Origin of the sequence: Exiguobacterium sp. NPDC077395, assembly GCF_050269125.1 — a bacterium.
Taxonomy (GTDB): Bacteria; Bacillota; Bacilli; order Exiguobacteriales; family Exiguobacteriaceae; genus Exiguobacterium; species Exiguobacterium aestuarii_A.
On sequence record NZ_JBNNHU010000001.1, the window covers coordinates 1,897,878 to 1,913,578 of the forward strand.

Consider the following 15,701-nt stretch of genomic DNA (forward strand, 5'->3'; position numbering starts at 1 on the left):
TTGAAATTACGCATTGGCCTCTTAGGTCGCATCATCATCGCGATCGCTTTCGGGATTCTGCTCGGGAGCATCGTACCAGAAAGTCAGAACTGGATCGTTCGAACGTTCGTGACGTTCAACACGGTCTTCGGGCAGTTCTTAGGCTTCGCTATCCCACTGATCATTCTTGCTTTCATCATCCCAGGAATCGGGGAACTTGGAAAAGGAGCAGGAAAGTTAGTCGGACTCACAGCACTCATCGCTTACGCTTCAACAGTTGTCGCAGGGACGCTCGCATACTTTGCAACGAGCAACTTGTTCCCTCAAATTTTGTCACGGTCGACAGAAGGAGCCGAAAACCCAGAAGAAGCCTTATTGAAAGGGTTCATGGAATTTGAGATTCCACCGGTATTCGGTGTCATGACCGCACTCATTTTAGCTTTCGTCATCGGGATCGGGATTGCCGCGATTGAAAGCAAACGGTCACTTGACCTCGCCATGGATTTCCGCGATATCATCGAGCTCTTAATCAGTAAAGTCATTATTCCATTACTCCCATTCCACATCGCAGGAATTTTCATGAACATGACGTACGCTGGTCAGGTCGCTGAAATCCTCTCGGTGTTCTCGCTCGTCTTCGTCACAATCATCGTCCTTCATTTGACGATGCTTATGATTCAATACTCAATCGCAGGTGGTCTCAACAAAGAGAATCCGTTCAAGTTGCTCAAGACGATGATGCCGGCTTACTTCACAGCCATCGGGACGCAATCATCGGCTGCGACGATTCCCGTCACACTTCGCCAAGCGAAGTTGAACAACACGGACGAGGGTGTTGCGAACTTTGTCATCCCGCTCTCGGCAACGATCCACTTGTCAGGCTCGACGATCACACTCACGTCAGTCGGTGTCGCACTCATGTACTTGAACGGCATGCCGATGTCTTACGCGATCGTCCTTCCATTCATCCTCGCACTCGGTGTGACGATGATTGCAGCACCTGGTGTTCCAGGTGGAGCCGTTATGGCATCGCTCGGATTGTTCGGCTCGATTCTCGGGTTCGACGCGACGATGCAAAGCTTGGTCATCGCACTCTACTTGGCGCAAGATAGCTTCGGGACAGCTACAAACGTCACAGGTGACGGTGCCATCGCAAAAATTATCCACTACTTCAAACACAACACGAAACTTCTCGACAACACAGCGGCGAAACAAGAAGATATCGCATAACGTACAACGCATAAACGGGCAAGCCATCAGGTTTGTCCGTTTTTGTCTACATCGAATAGGAGAGATACATATGGAATGGATTGAATGGAAAGACCCGAATCACTTCGCTGACCGCGTCATGGACGCATTGTTAAAAGAAGAAGCCAAGAACAGCTTAATGATCGGCGTATTGAATAACGTGATTCAAGGCGTTTATGAGGCGTTTCATCAATTTACCGTCGAAGAGAATGGTAAACTCCTCGCCATCCTTCAAGTGACACCGTCCCATCCGCTCCATTACATCGTCGTGGACTCGGAACAAGAGGAAAAACTCCCCGCTTTCATCATCCCGCACCTTCTCGAAAACGAGATCCCGTTCACCGAGGTGGTCTCAGAACGTGTTCAAGCCGAACGGTTCGGGAAAGCGTGGCAAGAAATCACATCTGGGACGAGTGAGATGTTCATGTCACAAGGGCTTTATCGACTCGACGAGGTAGAAGACATCGAGATGGCGAACGGTCACATGCGAAAAGCGACAACAGCCGATCAATCACAACTCGAAGCCTGGTATAGCGCCTTTGAAGCCGAATCAGGGCTTCGCTCTTCACCTCCTGAGAAAGTGACGAAAGCAATCGACACGATGCTCAAGAATGATGACGCCGTGTTCTGGGAAGTCGATGGACAGGTCGTCTCGTGTGCGAAACGCTCACGTCCGACCGAGAACGGCATCACCGTCTCGTTCGTTTATACGTCACCTGACGCACGTGGAAGAGGTTACGCTCGCAGTCTCGTTGCAGACCTTAGCCGTCAATTACTCGAGACGAAATCGTTCTGTGTCCTCTATACGGATTTGACGAACCCGACGTCAAACAAAATCTATCAAGAAGTCGGGTATGAACAGATCTTGGACTCTGCTTGGGTCCGACTCGCTAGATGAAACGAATCGCCTCCCCTATACTATTAGGTGGAGGCGATTTTTCATGGCTAGATTCCGAATTGTTTTACGTGCACTTGGCGTGGCACTCCTTCTTTATATGTTAATCGTCGGTGGACAGAGCGTCCTTGATGACCCGAACATCGATACGCTATGGCTCAGTGTCATCGGTGCCGCACTCTTGACGTTTATCGTGTATCAGACAACAAAAAAGTGATCGACGCGTTCGTCGATCACTATATTTGTGTTGATTAGAAGAATGATGCTGGGTTGACTGTGCTTCCCGCGCTCGATGAAGAGTACGAGTAGCCGCCACGGTGAATCTCGAAGTGAAGGTGTGAACCTGTCGAGTTCCCTGTGCTACCCATGCCGCCAAGGTTTTGACCTTGTGACACGCGTTGACCCGCTTTAACTGAGACCGAGCTCATGTGTGCGTATACTGTCGTCCACACTTGTCCGTTGATGACGTGTGCGATCATGACGTGGTTTCCGTATGCGCCACCCCAACCTGCACGGAGGACCGTACCAGTTTGTGCTGCATAGATCGGTGTACCAACTGGACCTGCGATATCAAGACCGTTATGGAACGAGTATCCGTTCGCACCGCTCGCTGCGCCCCATCCTTGTGAGAGGCGACCGCTTGCTGGACGTTGGAACATCCCACCGCTCGCTGGTGCAGACGCTACAGGTGTTGACGCTGAAGCGCTAGAACCACTGTTGCTTGAGCTTGCACTTTGTTTCTTCTTAGCAGCTGCTGCTTCTGCCGCTGCACGACGTGCTTCTTCTTCAGCACGACGTTGTGCTTCGATTTCTGCTTGAATCGCTTGTTCTTGAGCTTTGAGCGTATCTTCCATCTCTTGTAGACTCATGAGTTTTGATTCGAACTTCACTTTTTCAGCTTCGAGTTTCTTGATTTTCGCTGCACGCTCTTTCATTTTTTGATCGAGCTCTTTTTGGCGTTTTTCAAGCTCTTCTTTTTGCTTTACGAGTGAATCGCGTTCTGCTTTTAATTCAGCTTGCGCTTTTGCAAGTTTTTCTTTCGTTGCTTCATATTCTTCGAAGATCTGTTGGTCGTTCTCTTGAATCGTACCAGCTGTGATCATACGTGTGATCAAGTCACCGAAGTCTTTTGAACCGAAGATGAACTCAGCCCAGTTGACTGACGAGCCACCGTTCTTTTGCATCGTCGCCATACGGTCTTTCATGAGTTCTTCTTGTGCTTTCATTTTTGCTTCGTATTTTTTGATTTGCTCTTGAAGCTTTTGAATTTTTTCTTCAGTTGCACGGATCTCAGCTTTTTTCTGAGCGACATCGTTGATGACGTCTTGGAGTTCAGCATCTAACTTGTTGATCTCTTGTTGCTCTTTGCTGATGGCTTGTTCACGTGATTGAATCGAAGAGTTTGCTTTCGACTGCTCGCTGCTATTCTTTTGTCGTTGTTCTTGTACTTTCTTCTGCTTCTCTGTAAGTGAGGCTGCATAAGTCGGTGACGTTCCGCCGATCAAGAGTGCGCCTAGAGTGACTGTGGCTGCAAATTTCTTCAAGTTACCCAATGTGCTTCCCTCCGCTGATTCCTGTGTATTTTTTATCTATAATCGTTCAAGTATTTTCTATAAGATAAGTTGCGATATTTCATTCGCTCTGTGACTCATTATAGCAATCTAAACCAAAAGTTATTTTACACTTATATTTCATTCGTATGACATTGACCTAATTTAGGTTTTATCCCTTAAAAAACGTGGGTATAGACAATATTTTATTTGGTTTGTTGTCACAAAATAGTTTTTAAAATAAGAAAAGCACTTTAAGAAAGCGCTTTTCACATAACAACCTATATTATTTTTTGACTACCTTAATGCCACATACCCGGCTCGTTTCCCTCGTTTTCGTTTTAAACGAAGTAATAAGAAGCCACCGATGAGCACGACTCCAGCAATTGCCCCACTGCTGTCCAATAGGACATCTTGCAGTAACGGCGTCCGCTCCGGTGTCAAACTCTGATGATACTCATCAAAGATGGCGACCGTATTGGCGAGCGTCCAAGCGAACAATAGATTCAGCCCGGCATGAAGGCTCGTTCTCGAAATCGCTTTGACGAACAAGGCGCCAAGAGCGAAAAAGGTGACGAAATGTGCCGTTTTCCGCATCAAGAACTCGATGAGCCCGACTGTCCCTAACGTGTCGAGTGACACTTCTTTTCCTGCATAGTCAAACTCGACGTTCGCTAACGTCGGCTCAATCCAGCTCCAATCGAATCGCTCGAGTGGCGAAACGATCGACTGATCTGAGTAAGGTGTTGCACTCGAGAAGAATAATCCAATCAAAATGAGCGCGATCCATATAAATTCATTTTTTAAAAGTCGCATAACACCGTTCCTTTCTACAACGAGTTTCATTATACGGATTGTACTTCACGAAATATGTAACAGCGACATCATGATTTTATAACAATTTGATTGCACGCAACGCGTTCAAAGTCGAGATAGCGGATTTCTCTTGGTATACTACAGAAAAAAGGGGGATTCAATATGATTTATGATTTTGAAGCATTGGACATGAAAGGTCAGTTACAACCGTTAGCTACATATAAGGGAGACGTCTTACTCATCGTCAATACAGCGAGTAAGTGTGGATTCACGCCACAGCTCGAAGGTCTCGAGTCGCTATACAACTCGTATAAGGGGCAAGGTCTTCAGATTTTAGGTTTCCCTTGCAACCAGTTCGGACATCAAGATCCGGGCTCAAACGAAGAAATCCAAGAGTTTTGCCAACTGAACTATGGCGTATCGTTCCCGATGTTTGCGAAAGTCGATGTGAACGGAAAAGACGCGCATCCACTCTTCACGTATCTCTCCAAAGAGGCACCTGGGCTGCTCGGATCGAAGGCGATCAAATGGAACTTCACAAAGTTTTTAGTCGACCGTGATGGAAACGTCGTTGAACGCTTCTCGCCACAGACGACACCGGCCGAGATTGAGGATGCGGTCAAAAAACTCATCTAACACAAAAAGGATGGCTCCGAGGTGGAGTCATCCTTTTATCTAGGGGTAATGAAGTTGATCGTATAGAACGGACTGTTCTCATCGTTGTAGGCGAGTCCGACGGCAGCATGACTGAATCGTGGTTGCATGATGTTCTCACGGTGCCCCTTCGAATTCATCAGCCCCCAATGCGCATGGAACACGCTCATCTGTCCCATCGCCAAATTCTCTCCGGCCATCGAGTATGACAGTCCCGCTTCATCCATTCGGTCGAACGGGTCGCGGCCTTCCGGGTCCGTATGACTGAAGAAGTCGTTCTCCGCCATGTTCTGACTGTGCGCCCGAACGACCGGATAGAGTGGCTCATAATCAGCGAGCGCACTCAAGTCATATTTTTCACGGTCCCAGTTCATCAGGATTCGCATCAACTGTTCGTTCGCGACGGTCCCTTCCGCAGAAATATCACCATAGTACCCATCACTCGCCTCTTCCACTCGGCGGTCAACCGACAAGACCCCTTTCAAGCGGTCATCGTCATGTTGGTCGAAGAAGAGCGTGACATATTGCCCATCAATCGCAAACACCGAAAAGGATGGATCGTCCGGGATCAGGTAGCGATTCAATCCTTTGTTGTAGGATGTCACTTTCTCAAAGCCGATTTCCTCGACTTGGTCACGTGTCGTCTCATCAAGCACGAGACCGCGATACGTGCTTCCTGTCTCGAACTGATAAAACCCTTTTTTGGCGCCGTCCTCGTCAATGAGTTCAAGGCCACGATCTCCGCCACGTTCGACCAGGTACCAATCATGCCCGGCATATTGGCTCGTAAACTTCGGTGCATCCGTCGCACGTTCCGTCGCCACCTCAGACTCGACCTGAATGCTCGTCGGGGCAGAGACGTTCGGCATTTCATATTGCCAAGCCATATACAATCCAATCCCCATCAAGAGGATGATCAATTTTCGAAACATGGCTCCTCCTTCCTTACTGCTCGCGCTGACGCTCCCCGAAATCGTGAAGTCTCTCCTTGATATCGGTGAGCATCCCCATGTATGCGACATATGTCGCTTCGTCTATATTTAGCATACCACTGACTTGTAACGGCACATCTGCTGCCTGCTCACGCAACGCGCTGCCACGATCGGTCAAACGGACGATGACTTTTCGCTCATCGTCTGTCGCACGACTCTTTTCGACATATCCGATTTGAATCAATCGTTTCACGAGGGGGGACAACGTGCCCGAGTCGAGTGTCAGCCTCATTCCGAGCTGACGCAAATCGATGCCATCCTCTTCCCATAAGACGAGCATGACCAGATACTGACTATATGTCAGGTTTAGCGGTTCTAAAATTGGGCGATATAAACGGGTAAGCTCTTTTGAAGCGGTATACAATTGAAAACATATTTGGTGTTCGAGTTTTAAAGTTTGTTCCATACGTAATCCTCCGTACTCTTCTTTAGCCAAGCATATCACTTGCGAAACTTTTTGACTGCTCTATAATTTAAATTGTGCACAACTTAATTGTTTAAAATGAAATGGAGGAATTGAATCATGAAATCACTATTCACAGCATCAGCAACTGCAATCGGTGGCCGCGAAGGTCATGTGAAATCGACAGACGGCGTCATTGACATGGACGTCTCAATGCCAGGCGCGAAACACGTCGACGGTGCGACAAACCCAGAACAACTTTTCGCAGCGGGATATGCGGCTTGCTTCGGTAGTGCTCTCAACCTCATCATCGGGAAAGAACGTGTGAAGACAGACGGATCGAGCGTCACAGGTCATGTCACATTGAACCAAAACGATGAAGGGTTCTTCATTTCAGTCGAGCTTGAAGTCGAAATCAAAGGTGTCGACCAAGCGACAGCAGAACGCCTCGTTGAAGAAGCACACCAAGTGTGCCCTTATTCAAAAGCGACGCGCGGCAATGTCGATGTGAAATTGACAGCCAAAGCAGCATAATCATCCATCCCGCTCTTCAGGAGCGGGATTTTTTTGCCTAACCCCGTCTATCGGAGTAAGATAGAGACACGATTAAGAAAGGAGGGAGCACTGATGAAAAAACGTAAATCAACTTTCGTGTTGATCGCACTCGGTTTCTTGCTGTTCACGGCGACGTATAATGGGCTGACCGTCCAAACGTATGAGGTGATATCTGAAAAGCTGTCTGCTGACGAATCGCTTCGCATCGTGCTCCTTTCTGATCTACATAGCGCCTCGTACGGCTATAAACAATCGATTTTAATTGATCAAGTCCGTGCGCAAAAACCGGACCTGATCGTCATGCCTGGTGACCTGATCGATCGCTATCGTTCTCCTGAACCAGCTTTCGAACTCGTCGAAGGACTCGCCGGCATTGCGCCGATGTATTTCGTAACCGGGAATCATGAGATTGATGACTCCGCTGACTACATTCGTCATGATGCCAAGAACGTATTCCGCTCTCACGGGGTGACCGTTCTCGAAAACGAGTGGGAACCGATCACCATCAATGGAATCGAACTCGTCATCGGTGGGTTAGAAGATCCGTTACGAACGTATGCCGAAAATATTTATGGAAGTTGGGAAACGGACGTCACGACAGCAATGCAAGATTTTGATTCAACCAACACGTTCAACCTGCTCCTTTCCCATCGAGCCGAAATGGTCGACACGTATGCCGACTTACCGTTCGACCTCGTCTTGTCCGGTCATGCCCACGGCGGACAAGTGAGGATCCCATATTTATTGAACGGTTTATTCGCCCCTGACCAAGGGTTTTTCCCGAAATATGCAGGCGGTCTTTATGAACACGAAACGTTCACCCACGTGATCGGACGAGGATTCAATTATAGCTTTAACGTGCCTCGCATCTACAACCCACCAGAGATTGTGGTAATTGACGTGCACGGCAAATAACGGACACTCGGGTGAGTGTCCGTTTTGCTTACCAAATGATTCGTTCCTCGCAACATTGTCGTTCACGTTCGACTTGCACCGTCGAGCGCTCGAACGTCCCATATTTACGAATCCGTTCCGTCACTTGACGTAACACGGCCTGATCGTCCGTGTCTTCTCCGATCAACACGTGACACGTCGCCGCATGCTCACTCGATGAGATTGACCAGACATGCAGGTCGTGCACCTCTTTCACCCCTTCGACTGTGGCAATCTCTGCTTGCATCGCCCGGACATCGATTTGTTCCGGCGACCCTTCCATCAAGATGTGAATCGCATCGCGCGTCACGCGATAGCCACTAATCAAGATGAGGATAGCGACAAACGCACTCGCGACCGGGTCCGCCCACGTCCATCCGAACAACATGATCAAGATTGCTGCCGTGATGGCACCAACCGATCCGAGCAAGTCTCCGAACACGTGAAGCAACGCACTCTTCACGTTCAAATTATCTTTTTCTCCGCGCATCAAAATCCAGGCGGCGAGGATATTCACGAGTAGGCCGATGATGGCAACCACGAGCATTCCCCCACTCAAAATTTCCGGTGGGGCACTCAACCGCTGATATGCCTCAAATAAGATATAGATCGAGATGACGAGTAAGGTCAGCCCGTTAATGAATGCCGCTAAAATTTCAAAGCGTCGATATCCAAACGTACGGTTCGGTGTCGCCGCCTTCGCCCCGAATCGAACGGCTAGGAAACTGAGTCCTAAAGCCGCCGCATCTCCGAGCATATGACCCGCATCGGATAAGAGTGCCAAACTGTTCGTCCATAGTCCGCCGATGACCTCGACGACCATGAACGTCGCAATCAACAGAAAAGCGAGGAACAGTGCACGCTGATTCGTGGAATGATGATGGTGATGGTCGTGATCATGATGATGTCCCATAACTGACGCCTCCTTCTACTTCTTATCTTATTCCATTTTCCCGAAACATTCAAACGTTCATTTGAATGAAACATCATAAAAAAAAACGGGAGATCTCTCTCCCGTCTTGTCTCACTTGTGCTCGAGACGCACGCGCATCACACCGCTGTATGGGAACAGCTTCAACTGAACCGTCTCCCCTTCGTACCAAATCCCAGTTGTTTGTTCGTTCGTCGGTGTCACGTCAGGCGTCGCGACTGCCTGACGGTCCCAATCGATGGCACGCACTTTTTGGTCCCGTACCATCAAGAAGAATCCATCATAGAAATGATATTCGTTCACTTGGTCACGCTGAACGGCAGTCGGGCTACCGAGTTCGGCGCGCACGGTCGCCACATCTTTGCCGATCCAATCAAGGACGGTCTCCGAAGCGCTCGGGACGACTTGTTGCCATGCGGCAATCACGTCATCGTCCGACAAGGCCGGTGCTTCCGTCGTCACACTTTCTTCTGTGACCCACCCCGTCATACGCTCATTCAACTGTACTTTCACGAAGCCACTGACCGTCTCCAAACGTTCGAAACGATCACCGAGGTCGGCCTCATAGACGACTGCGACACGGTCATCTGCATAGACTTTCGTATACGGTTGTCCGATATAGATTGTATCTGCAGACTCGGTTTTGGTATCGGTCGGCTGTTCCGACTCGGAATCGACCATCTCGGTCGCAATCTCATCTGATTTCGGTAAAGCAGACTTTTCTTTTTTGTCGATCAGTGCCGCGAACGCGATGATCCCGACTAAAGCGAGGACCAAGGCTACCGTCGTCGTCACCCGGAACACTCGTTTACGCTTTCGTGTCGTTGCGCGCGACAATCTTCCTCCATTCATGTTCTTCACTCCTACTCGATTCGATTCATTCCACTCGTTTCGTCAAATGGTAGGAGGTTTCCTGCCTCATCAAAAAATTTCAAGTCGTGTTTTGTCAATTCGTCCATCGTTTGCATCATCTGCTCGACATCGACCGGTTCATCGTTCTCCATATTCTCACGAATACGAATCGTTTTACCGAGCTCGATCGTCCGCGAGGTCAAACGATGAAAATAACGGTCATGCGAGATGAGAAGCAATCCACCCGGGTACACGGACAACGCCGTCTCGATTTGTTCCCGTGTCGCCACATCTAAATAGTTCGTCGGTTCGTCGAGTGCCAACAGATGCGCATCGGAGAAATAGAGAATCAGGAATGCAATCCGACACTTCTCGCCCATACTCGCCTCATTGATCGGTCGATGCACCTCATCCCGACGGAACAAAAAGTGAGCCAGCAGCGTCCGAGCCTCCGTTTCCCCGATGTCACTCTGGGCGAGTAACGCATCGAGCAGTGTCCCTGTCTTCGGTAAACGTTCGAGCGTTTGCGAGAAATACCCAATCTTCAGACGAGGATGCCGTTTGATCACACCAGAAAGCGGTGCTCGTTCACCAATCAGCACACTCAATAACGTCGTCTTTCCGCTTCCGTTCGGTCCGATGATGGAGAGACGTTCTCCTTTTTGAATCGAGAAGGAAATCGGTTCATAGAACGGCTTGTCGTATCCAAACGTCACCTCTTCACACGTCAGCCACGTCTTCGCTTCGAGCTCATCGGCCGCAAATTGGACGGAGATGGTCTTTTCCTCTTTCGGCTTTCGTGGACGATTGTTTTCAAGCTGTTTTAACTTCTGTTCCCTCGCCTTCATTTTGACGGCGAGATTGGCCGCTCCTTTTTGAGCCCCCGGACTGCGGACACTGGCTGTCGCTTTCGCCTTCAAGTGCCAGCCTTTGTATTGGGCAATCATATCGAGCAGCTCTGCTTTTCGGCTCACGTAGCGGGCATGAGCTCGCTCGTCACGTATGCGTTCGTCCTCTTTTTGACGTCGATACGCCGTATGGTTCCCCGGATATCTGGTAACTTCCCCATCCGACAGTTCGAGAATGACCGTCGCAACATCATCCATCAGTTGACGGTCGTGGGAGATGATCAGCACCGTTCCATCGAATCGGTTCAGCCATTTCGTGAGCCAGACAATCGACTCGACATCCAGATGGTTCGTTGGCTCGTCGAGTAGGACGACGTCGACCTGCTTCATCGTCAACGTCGAGAGTTGTGCCCGCGTCTTCTCTCCCCCGCTCAAATCGTTGATGTTTTGGTCGAGTTGACCGTCCAACCCGAGTCGGGTCAACGCTTGCGTCGCCTCTTGCTCTAAGTTATACACATCGAGTGCGAGCGCTCGTTCATAGGAACGCATGACTCGCATCTCATCACCAGACGACACCTCTTCATAAAGGGCGTACCGTTCAGGATCGCTCCGCATCACCCACTCGAGTAGTGACATATCTTCGGATTCGATTGTTTGACGGACGAGCCCGACTTCACCGTGACATTCGATCGCCCCGGCTTGTGGCGTCAATTCCCCTATCACGAGTCGGAAGAGTGTCGTCTTCCCACTTCCATTCAGCCCGAATAACACAGCGCGTTCTCCGGCTACGACCTCAAACGAGACCGCTTCAAATAATGGTTTCCGGTCGTAATCGAACCGGACTTGTTTCATTGCTAACATCTGTTTCACCTCGCTCATTTTTCCGATACGCGATGAAACAAAAAACACCATCCGCTCAAAGTGCGGTGGTGTGAAGGAATCCGTTCAAAGAGGAAAAAGAGTACTTCCCGCACTTGAAAAATGGACACACTTCACCCGTGACTGTTCAAGCGAACAGTGATGATTCGTCTCATCGTTGGAGTGAACGTGTTTTTTTCATGGCACGGTGTACCTCTCTTTCCTAAGTTACTGCCACCTTATCAAATTGAAAGCGGATTCGCAAGAGCGCACCCCACAATCTCCCATTTTTTCTACTCCTTTAGGCGGATGCGATGCACGCTTCCCCGCGTTATGATGACAGTATATTCGAACAGTGAGGTGATGCATGATGCGTCGACGCATCCTCGTTCCGAGTGCCGTCTTGGCGAGTGTCGGAACGTTTCTTTATACACGATTCAAACGACGGCTCCCCCGCCCACGTTTTAAATGGCCGGAACGTCCAGAACTGACAACCATTGATGAGACGCATGTGCAAGCGACGTGGATTGGGCATTCGACCGTCCTCATCCATTGGTATGGACTCAAAATTTTGACAGACCCCGTCTTCTCCAAACGAATCGGTGTCCATTTAGGACCGCTGACGATCGGCATGAAACGTCACACGGCCCCCGCCCTCTCCATCGAGGATGTCGGACCGGTCGACGTCATCTTGCTCAGTCACGCCCATATGGACCACTTTGACCATAAAAGTTTAAAACGACTCATCACCCGCGAGACGATCGTCGTCTCCGCCCCAGGGACGAGTCGCCTGCTCCGTCGATACCCGAGTCTGCAGACACTCGAACTGCATCCGCATGACAAAGTGACTTTGGCGAACGGGCTCGATGTCCGGGCCATCCCTGTCAAACATTGGGGCAACCGTTTCCCATGGGACAAACATATGGGCTATAACGGCTATCTATTAAAATACAAAGGGATCCGAATGCTGTTTGCGGGAGACACGGCATACACCGACTCCTTCAAAGGGCTCGCCGACCGTGAACCGATTGACCTCGCGTTCTTCCCAATCGGCGCTTATCAACCGGACTCGTTCCAAGAGGCGCACTGTACCCCCGAACAGGCTTGGATGATGTACAAAGAGAGCGGGGCGAAGCGCTTCTTCCCGATGCATTGGGACACGTTCGTCCTCTCTTATGAGCCGGTCGAGGAGCCGTATCACCGGCTCGTCGCGGCCGCAAAACTGGACCGTGACCAAATTGTGATCAAGTCGCACGGGGAAAGCATCCGCCTGTAGTTTTTCCTTTCCCTTCATCCAAAATTTCGGTAACGTTAAAGACGAGAGGGAGGGATTTGTTATGGAATGGACGACGTTGAATAATGACGTCAAGATGCCGATGCTCGGGCTCGGTGTGTATAAGGTCGAAGACGGCGCAGTGACGGTCGATACGGTCAAAGCTGCGCTTGAAGCGGATTATCGTTTAATTGATACGGCCGCGATTTATCAAAACGAAGAAAGTGTCGGACAAGCGCTTCGTGAAGCAGGCATTCCTCGGGAGGATGTGTTTGTAACGACGAAGCTTTGGAATGAGTTCCACGGGTTCGATGAGGCGCTCCAAGCGTTTCAGGATAGTCTCGACCGACTCGGTCTTGAGTATGTCGATTTATTCCTCATTCACTGGCCGATGCCTCGTTTCGGAAAGTTCGTCGAAACGTATAAGGCACTCGAACAGTTATATGAAGAAGGACGTGTCCGCGCAATTGGCGTCTCGAACTTTGAAGTCGAGCACTTAGAACAAATCATTCAGTCGTGCTCGATCGTCCCGGCCGTGAACCAAGTCGAGATCCATCCGTATTTGTCTCAAAAGGAATTGATTGCTTTCTGCAAACGATATGACATTCAAATTCAGGCGTGGAGTCCACTCATGAAAGGACGCGAAGCGCTCGAAGATGACACGATTGTCGAGATTGCGAACCGTCACGGCAAATCACCGGCTCAAGTCATCTTGCGCTGGCACTTACAAAACGGGGTTGCCGTCATCCCAAAATCGGTGACACCGAGTCGAATCAAAGAGAATATACAGGTATTCGACTTCACGTTGACGAAAGAAGAGATGGCGGCCATCGATGCGCTCAACCGTGATGAGCGGACCGGCTCCGACCCGAAAGAGATGCATAAAATCCATTATTGAGGAGTGAATGACATGTTCAAAAAACTGGCTTCTGATTTGACTGGCTTCAGCGATATCGGTGAGGTGATCGACCCGTCCGACTTCGATAAGGCGGATGCGGATGATTACGTCCTTCACGAAGACAATGAAAAGATTTATTTCTTGATCAAGTCAAAATCAGATGAGTATTGTTTCACCAACTTGTCGATGATCCACCTCGATGGAACGAGCGCCATCAGTTCGAAGCGCGTCCTCTATCGTTATCCGTATTCACATTATCCGATCAAGCACGTCATGTTTGAGACGGCGGGTACGGTCGACCTCGATGTCGAAGTCAAATTCTCAATCGGCGACAAAGCGTACTCGATTGACATCAACAAAAAGCAAATCGAGCATGTGAAAGATTTGTATAAGGCACTCCTCGCGATCGAAGAGATTCAACGGGAAGGTCGTCGCATGATGGAGTATGCGAATACGTCGCTCACGCACTCGGTATCGATTTTGAGCGGGCTCCGCGAAGGCGACATGAACGTACCGAACACGTTCAAGGAATTGAACGAGCAATCGTTCGATTGGCTACAACGTCACTATCATGAATGGAACCGAAAAGACTTCGGAGCGGTATACGAGAAGTACATCAATAACTAAAAAACAACTCCTCCGTGGGGCATTCGCCCTCGGAGGAGTTGTTTCATTTCTCATCAATCAACTGCTCGGCCAATCGTTGATACAAGTGGCTCATGTGCACGGCAGACGCAATGGCGAGCGTTCGCTGCACACCGTTCTCTTTTTCGAGCGATGCATGTAACAGCGTGTCAGCCTGGGCTTCAAACGCTTCTAGATTCTTCACTTTTTGCGACTGATACGCTTCATAAAAGTCCTCAAGTGAGAACGTCTCGTCCGACTCGTTCAACGGACGGAGCGTCTCTTTGATGTCATTGATCGACAGGAGACCTTTCATCTCATAAATCAAACTGAGTAACATCAGATGTTCATTCGTATACTTTTTATTTTTTACAGGATGGAACAACTTGCCCTTGGCATAGTTATTGATCATCGTCTTCGTCAAAATCGTCTCATCCTCGTCACGCTTCATCTTCCCATAATGCTGCTCGAACAATTGGATGACCTGGTCCATGTATAAATCGACAGTCGGCAATACGTCCCTCGGGAGCGTCCCTTCCGTTTCGGTAATATTCTTCGCTTTCATCCGTCTCACCTCACCTTCAAGTATAAAGAAAACTCTCATTTGTCGAAAGGTACACCTTGCTGTTTGTTCCTCTTCAGTATATCATGTAGTTATCGATACTACATGATGTGATAAGGAGTGTTTTACATGCATTCGATTTTCCGTGAACCAATCAACGCGCTAACGCATCTCGCTGGTGCGGTACTCGCTTTCATTGCGCTGATTGCGATGGTCGTCAAAGCTTCACTACTCGGCTCGCCGCTTGCGATTATGGCCGCGATTCTATTCGGGATCAGCCTCGTCTTTCTTTACTTATCGTCAGGTCTTTACCATAGCATCATCGCCTCACCGAACGTCATCGCCTTCTTCCGGAGAATCGACCATGCGATGATCTACGCATTGATTGCGGGTACATATGCGCCGCTTACGCTACTCGCACTCGAAGGACCGACACGCTGGGTCCTCTTCGGCACGGTGCACGCACTCGCCTTGTTCGGCATTGTCTTCAAACTCGTCTGGTTCCATGCCCCACGTTTCTTATCGACCGCGCTCTATATCGGGATGGGCTGGCTGTCCGTCTTCTTTATCGGACCGCTCCATGACGTGATTGGTAACGCCGGCATCTTCTGGCTCGTCCTCGGGGGCGTCATGTATACGATTGGTGGACTCATCTACGGGTTCAAGCCAAAATTCGTCAATTGGCGGGGATGGGGATTCCATGAAGTGTTCCATTTGTTCATCTTGTTCGGAAGCTTTGCCCACTTCGTCTGTGTCTTCTGGTACGTCTTTTAAGTCCTCCTCGTGGAGGGCTTTTTTTGTGAGCCGTTTCCTGTACTTTGAATTCAAGA

The 15,701-nt window shown here is 49.4% G+C and carries 18 protein-coding genes; 10 read left to right on the forward strand and 8 right to left on the reverse strand.

From position 1 onward, the window contains the following. From ACQKD4_RS09720 to ACQKD4_RS09730, 3 genes are all read left to right on the forward strand, one after another. Positions 1 to 1,209: a dicarboxylate/amino acid:cation symporter gene (locus tag ACQKD4_RS09720; RefSeq protein ID WP_427373163.1), complete on the forward strand. Its 1,209-nt coding sequence runs from the start codon at positions 1 to 3 to the stop codon at positions 1,207 to 1,209. Positions 1,210 to 1,279: 70 nt separating this feature from the next. Next, positions 1,280 to 2,125, forward strand: a complete 846-nt coding sequence (locus tag ACQKD4_RS09725) for a GNAT family N-acetyltransferase (RefSeq protein WP_427373165.1) — start codon at positions 1,280 to 1,282, stop codon at positions 2,123 to 2,125. Positions 2,126 to 2,168: 43 nt separating this feature from the next. After that, positions 2,169 to 2,339 (forward strand): hypothetical protein, encoded by a 171-nt coding sequence (locus tag ACQKD4_RS09730; RefSeq protein ID WP_198929991.1) that lies wholly within the window; start codon positions 2,169 to 2,171, stop codon positions 2,337 to 2,339. 34 nt (positions 2,340 to 2,373) lie between these two features. Here ACQKD4_RS09730 and ACQKD4_RS09735 read toward each other — a convergent pair whose 3' ends face one another. Both ACQKD4_RS09735 and ACQKD4_RS09740 read right to left on the reverse strand, forming a co-directional pair. Then, positions 2,374 to 3,675, reverse strand: coding sequence for a murein hydrolase activator EnvC family protein (locus ACQKD4_RS09735; RefSeq protein ID WP_214785332.1), 1,302 nt, complete (start codon positions 3,673 to 3,675; stop codon positions 2,374 to 2,376). 294 nt (positions 3,676 to 3,969) lie between these two features. Next, on the reverse strand, positions 3,970 to 4,488 hold the full coding sequence (locus ACQKD4_RS09740; RefSeq protein WP_214760999.1) for a VanZ family protein: 519 nt from the start codon (positions 4,486 to 4,488) through the stop codon (positions 3,970 to 3,972). A 162-nt stretch (positions 4,489 to 4,650) separates the two neighbouring features. Between ACQKD4_RS09740 and ACQKD4_RS09745 the strand changes: the two genes are divergently transcribed. Beyond that, the gene (locus ACQKD4_RS09745; protein ID WP_214695149.1) at positions 4,651 to 5,124 is read left to right on the forward strand and encodes a glutathione peroxidase; all 474 of its coding nucleotides are present in this window, start codon (positions 4,651 to 4,653) and stop codon (positions 5,122 to 5,124) included. 35 nt (positions 5,125 to 5,159) lie between these two features. Here ACQKD4_RS09745 and ACQKD4_RS09750 read toward each other — a convergent pair whose 3' ends face one another. Together ACQKD4_RS09750 and ACQKD4_RS09755 are read right to left on the reverse strand one after the other, a co-directional pair. Next, positions 5,160 to 6,074 (reverse strand): CAP domain-containing protein, encoded by a 915-nt coding sequence (locus tag ACQKD4_RS09750; protein ID WP_214695147.1) that lies wholly within the window; start codon positions 6,072 to 6,074, stop codon positions 5,160 to 5,162. Positions 6,075 to 6,087: 13 nt separating this feature from the next. Then, positions 6,088 to 6,540, reverse strand: a complete 453-nt coding sequence (locus tag ACQKD4_RS09755) for a MarR family winged helix-turn-helix transcriptional regulator (protein ID WP_214695145.1) — start codon at positions 6,538 to 6,540, stop codon at positions 6,088 to 6,090. A 117-nt stretch (positions 6,541 to 6,657) separates the two neighbouring features. Here ACQKD4_RS09755 and ACQKD4_RS09760 point away from each other — a divergent pair, with 117 nt between their 5' ends. Next, positions 6,658 to 7,071, forward strand: coding sequence for an organic hydroperoxide resistance protein (locus tag ACQKD4_RS09760; RefSeq protein ID WP_074032719.1), 414 nt, complete (start codon positions 6,658 to 6,660; stop codon positions 7,069 to 7,071). A 93-nt stretch (positions 7,072 to 7,164) separates the two neighbouring features. Then, complete coding sequence (locus ACQKD4_RS09765; RefSeq protein ID WP_427373166.1) at positions 7,165 to 8,007, forward strand: metallophosphoesterase; 843 nt, start codon at positions 7,165 to 7,167, stop codon at positions 8,005 to 8,007. A 28-nt stretch (positions 8,008 to 8,035) separates the two neighbouring features. On the opposite strand, the gene ACQKD4_RS09770 is transcribed toward ACQKD4_RS09765, so the two are convergent. From ACQKD4_RS09770 to abc-f, 3 genes are all read right to left on the reverse strand, one after another. After that, on the reverse strand, positions 8,036 to 8,938 hold the full coding sequence (locus ACQKD4_RS09770; RefSeq protein WP_427373168.1) for a cation diffusion facilitator family transporter: 903 nt from the start codon (positions 8,936 to 8,938) through the stop codon (positions 8,036 to 8,038). A gap of 111 nt (positions 8,939 to 9,049) precedes the next feature. After that, a complete protein-coding gene (locus ACQKD4_RS09775) occupies positions 9,050 to 9,808 on the reverse strand; it encodes a hypothetical protein (protein WP_427373169.1) in 759 nt (252 codons plus the stop codon). An 11-nt stretch (positions 9,809 to 9,819) separates the two neighbouring features. Then, a complete protein-coding gene (gene abc-f, locus ACQKD4_RS09780) occupies positions 9,820 to 11,517 on the reverse strand; it encodes a ribosomal protection-like ABC-F family protein (RefSeq protein ID WP_427373171.1) in 1,698 nt (565 codons plus the stop codon). 367 nt (positions 11,518 to 11,884) lie between these two features. Between abc-f and ACQKD4_RS09785 the strand changes: the two genes are divergently transcribed. The 3 genes from ACQKD4_RS09785 (at position 11,885) to ACQKD4_RS09795 (ending at position 14,312) form a co-directional block, all read left to right on the forward strand. Next, on the forward strand, positions 11,885 to 12,790 hold the full coding sequence (locus ACQKD4_RS09785) for an MBL fold metallo-hydrolase (RefSeq protein WP_271305168.1): 906 nt from the start codon (positions 11,885 to 11,887) through the stop codon (positions 12,788 to 12,790). A gap of 61 nt (positions 12,791 to 12,851) precedes the next feature. Then, positions 12,852 to 13,685, forward strand: coding sequence for an aldo/keto reductase (locus ACQKD4_RS09790; protein WP_214697325.1), 834 nt, complete (start codon positions 12,852 to 12,854; stop codon positions 13,683 to 13,685). A gap of 12 nt (positions 13,686 to 13,697) precedes the next feature. After that, positions 13,698 to 14,312, forward strand: a complete 615-nt coding sequence (locus ACQKD4_RS09795; protein ID WP_214747806.1) for a PH domain-containing protein — start codon at positions 13,698 to 13,700, stop codon at positions 14,310 to 14,312. A 43-nt stretch (positions 14,313 to 14,355) separates the two neighbouring features. On the opposite strand, the gene ACQKD4_RS09800 is transcribed toward ACQKD4_RS09795, so the two are convergent. Next, positions 14,356 to 14,874, reverse strand: a complete 519-nt coding sequence (locus ACQKD4_RS09800) for a DUF1836 domain-containing protein (RefSeq protein WP_427373172.1) — start codon at positions 14,872 to 14,874, stop codon at positions 14,356 to 14,358. A gap of 126 nt (positions 14,875 to 15,000) precedes the next feature. Between ACQKD4_RS09800 and trhA the strand changes: the two genes are divergently transcribed. After that, positions 15,001 to 15,645 (forward strand): PAQR family membrane homeostasis protein TrhA, encoded by a 645-nt coding sequence (trhA, locus tag ACQKD4_RS09805; RefSeq protein WP_214739503.1) that lies wholly within the window; start codon positions 15,001 to 15,003, stop codon positions 15,643 to 15,645. The last annotated feature ends 56 nt before the right edge of the window (positions 15,646 to 15,701 follow it).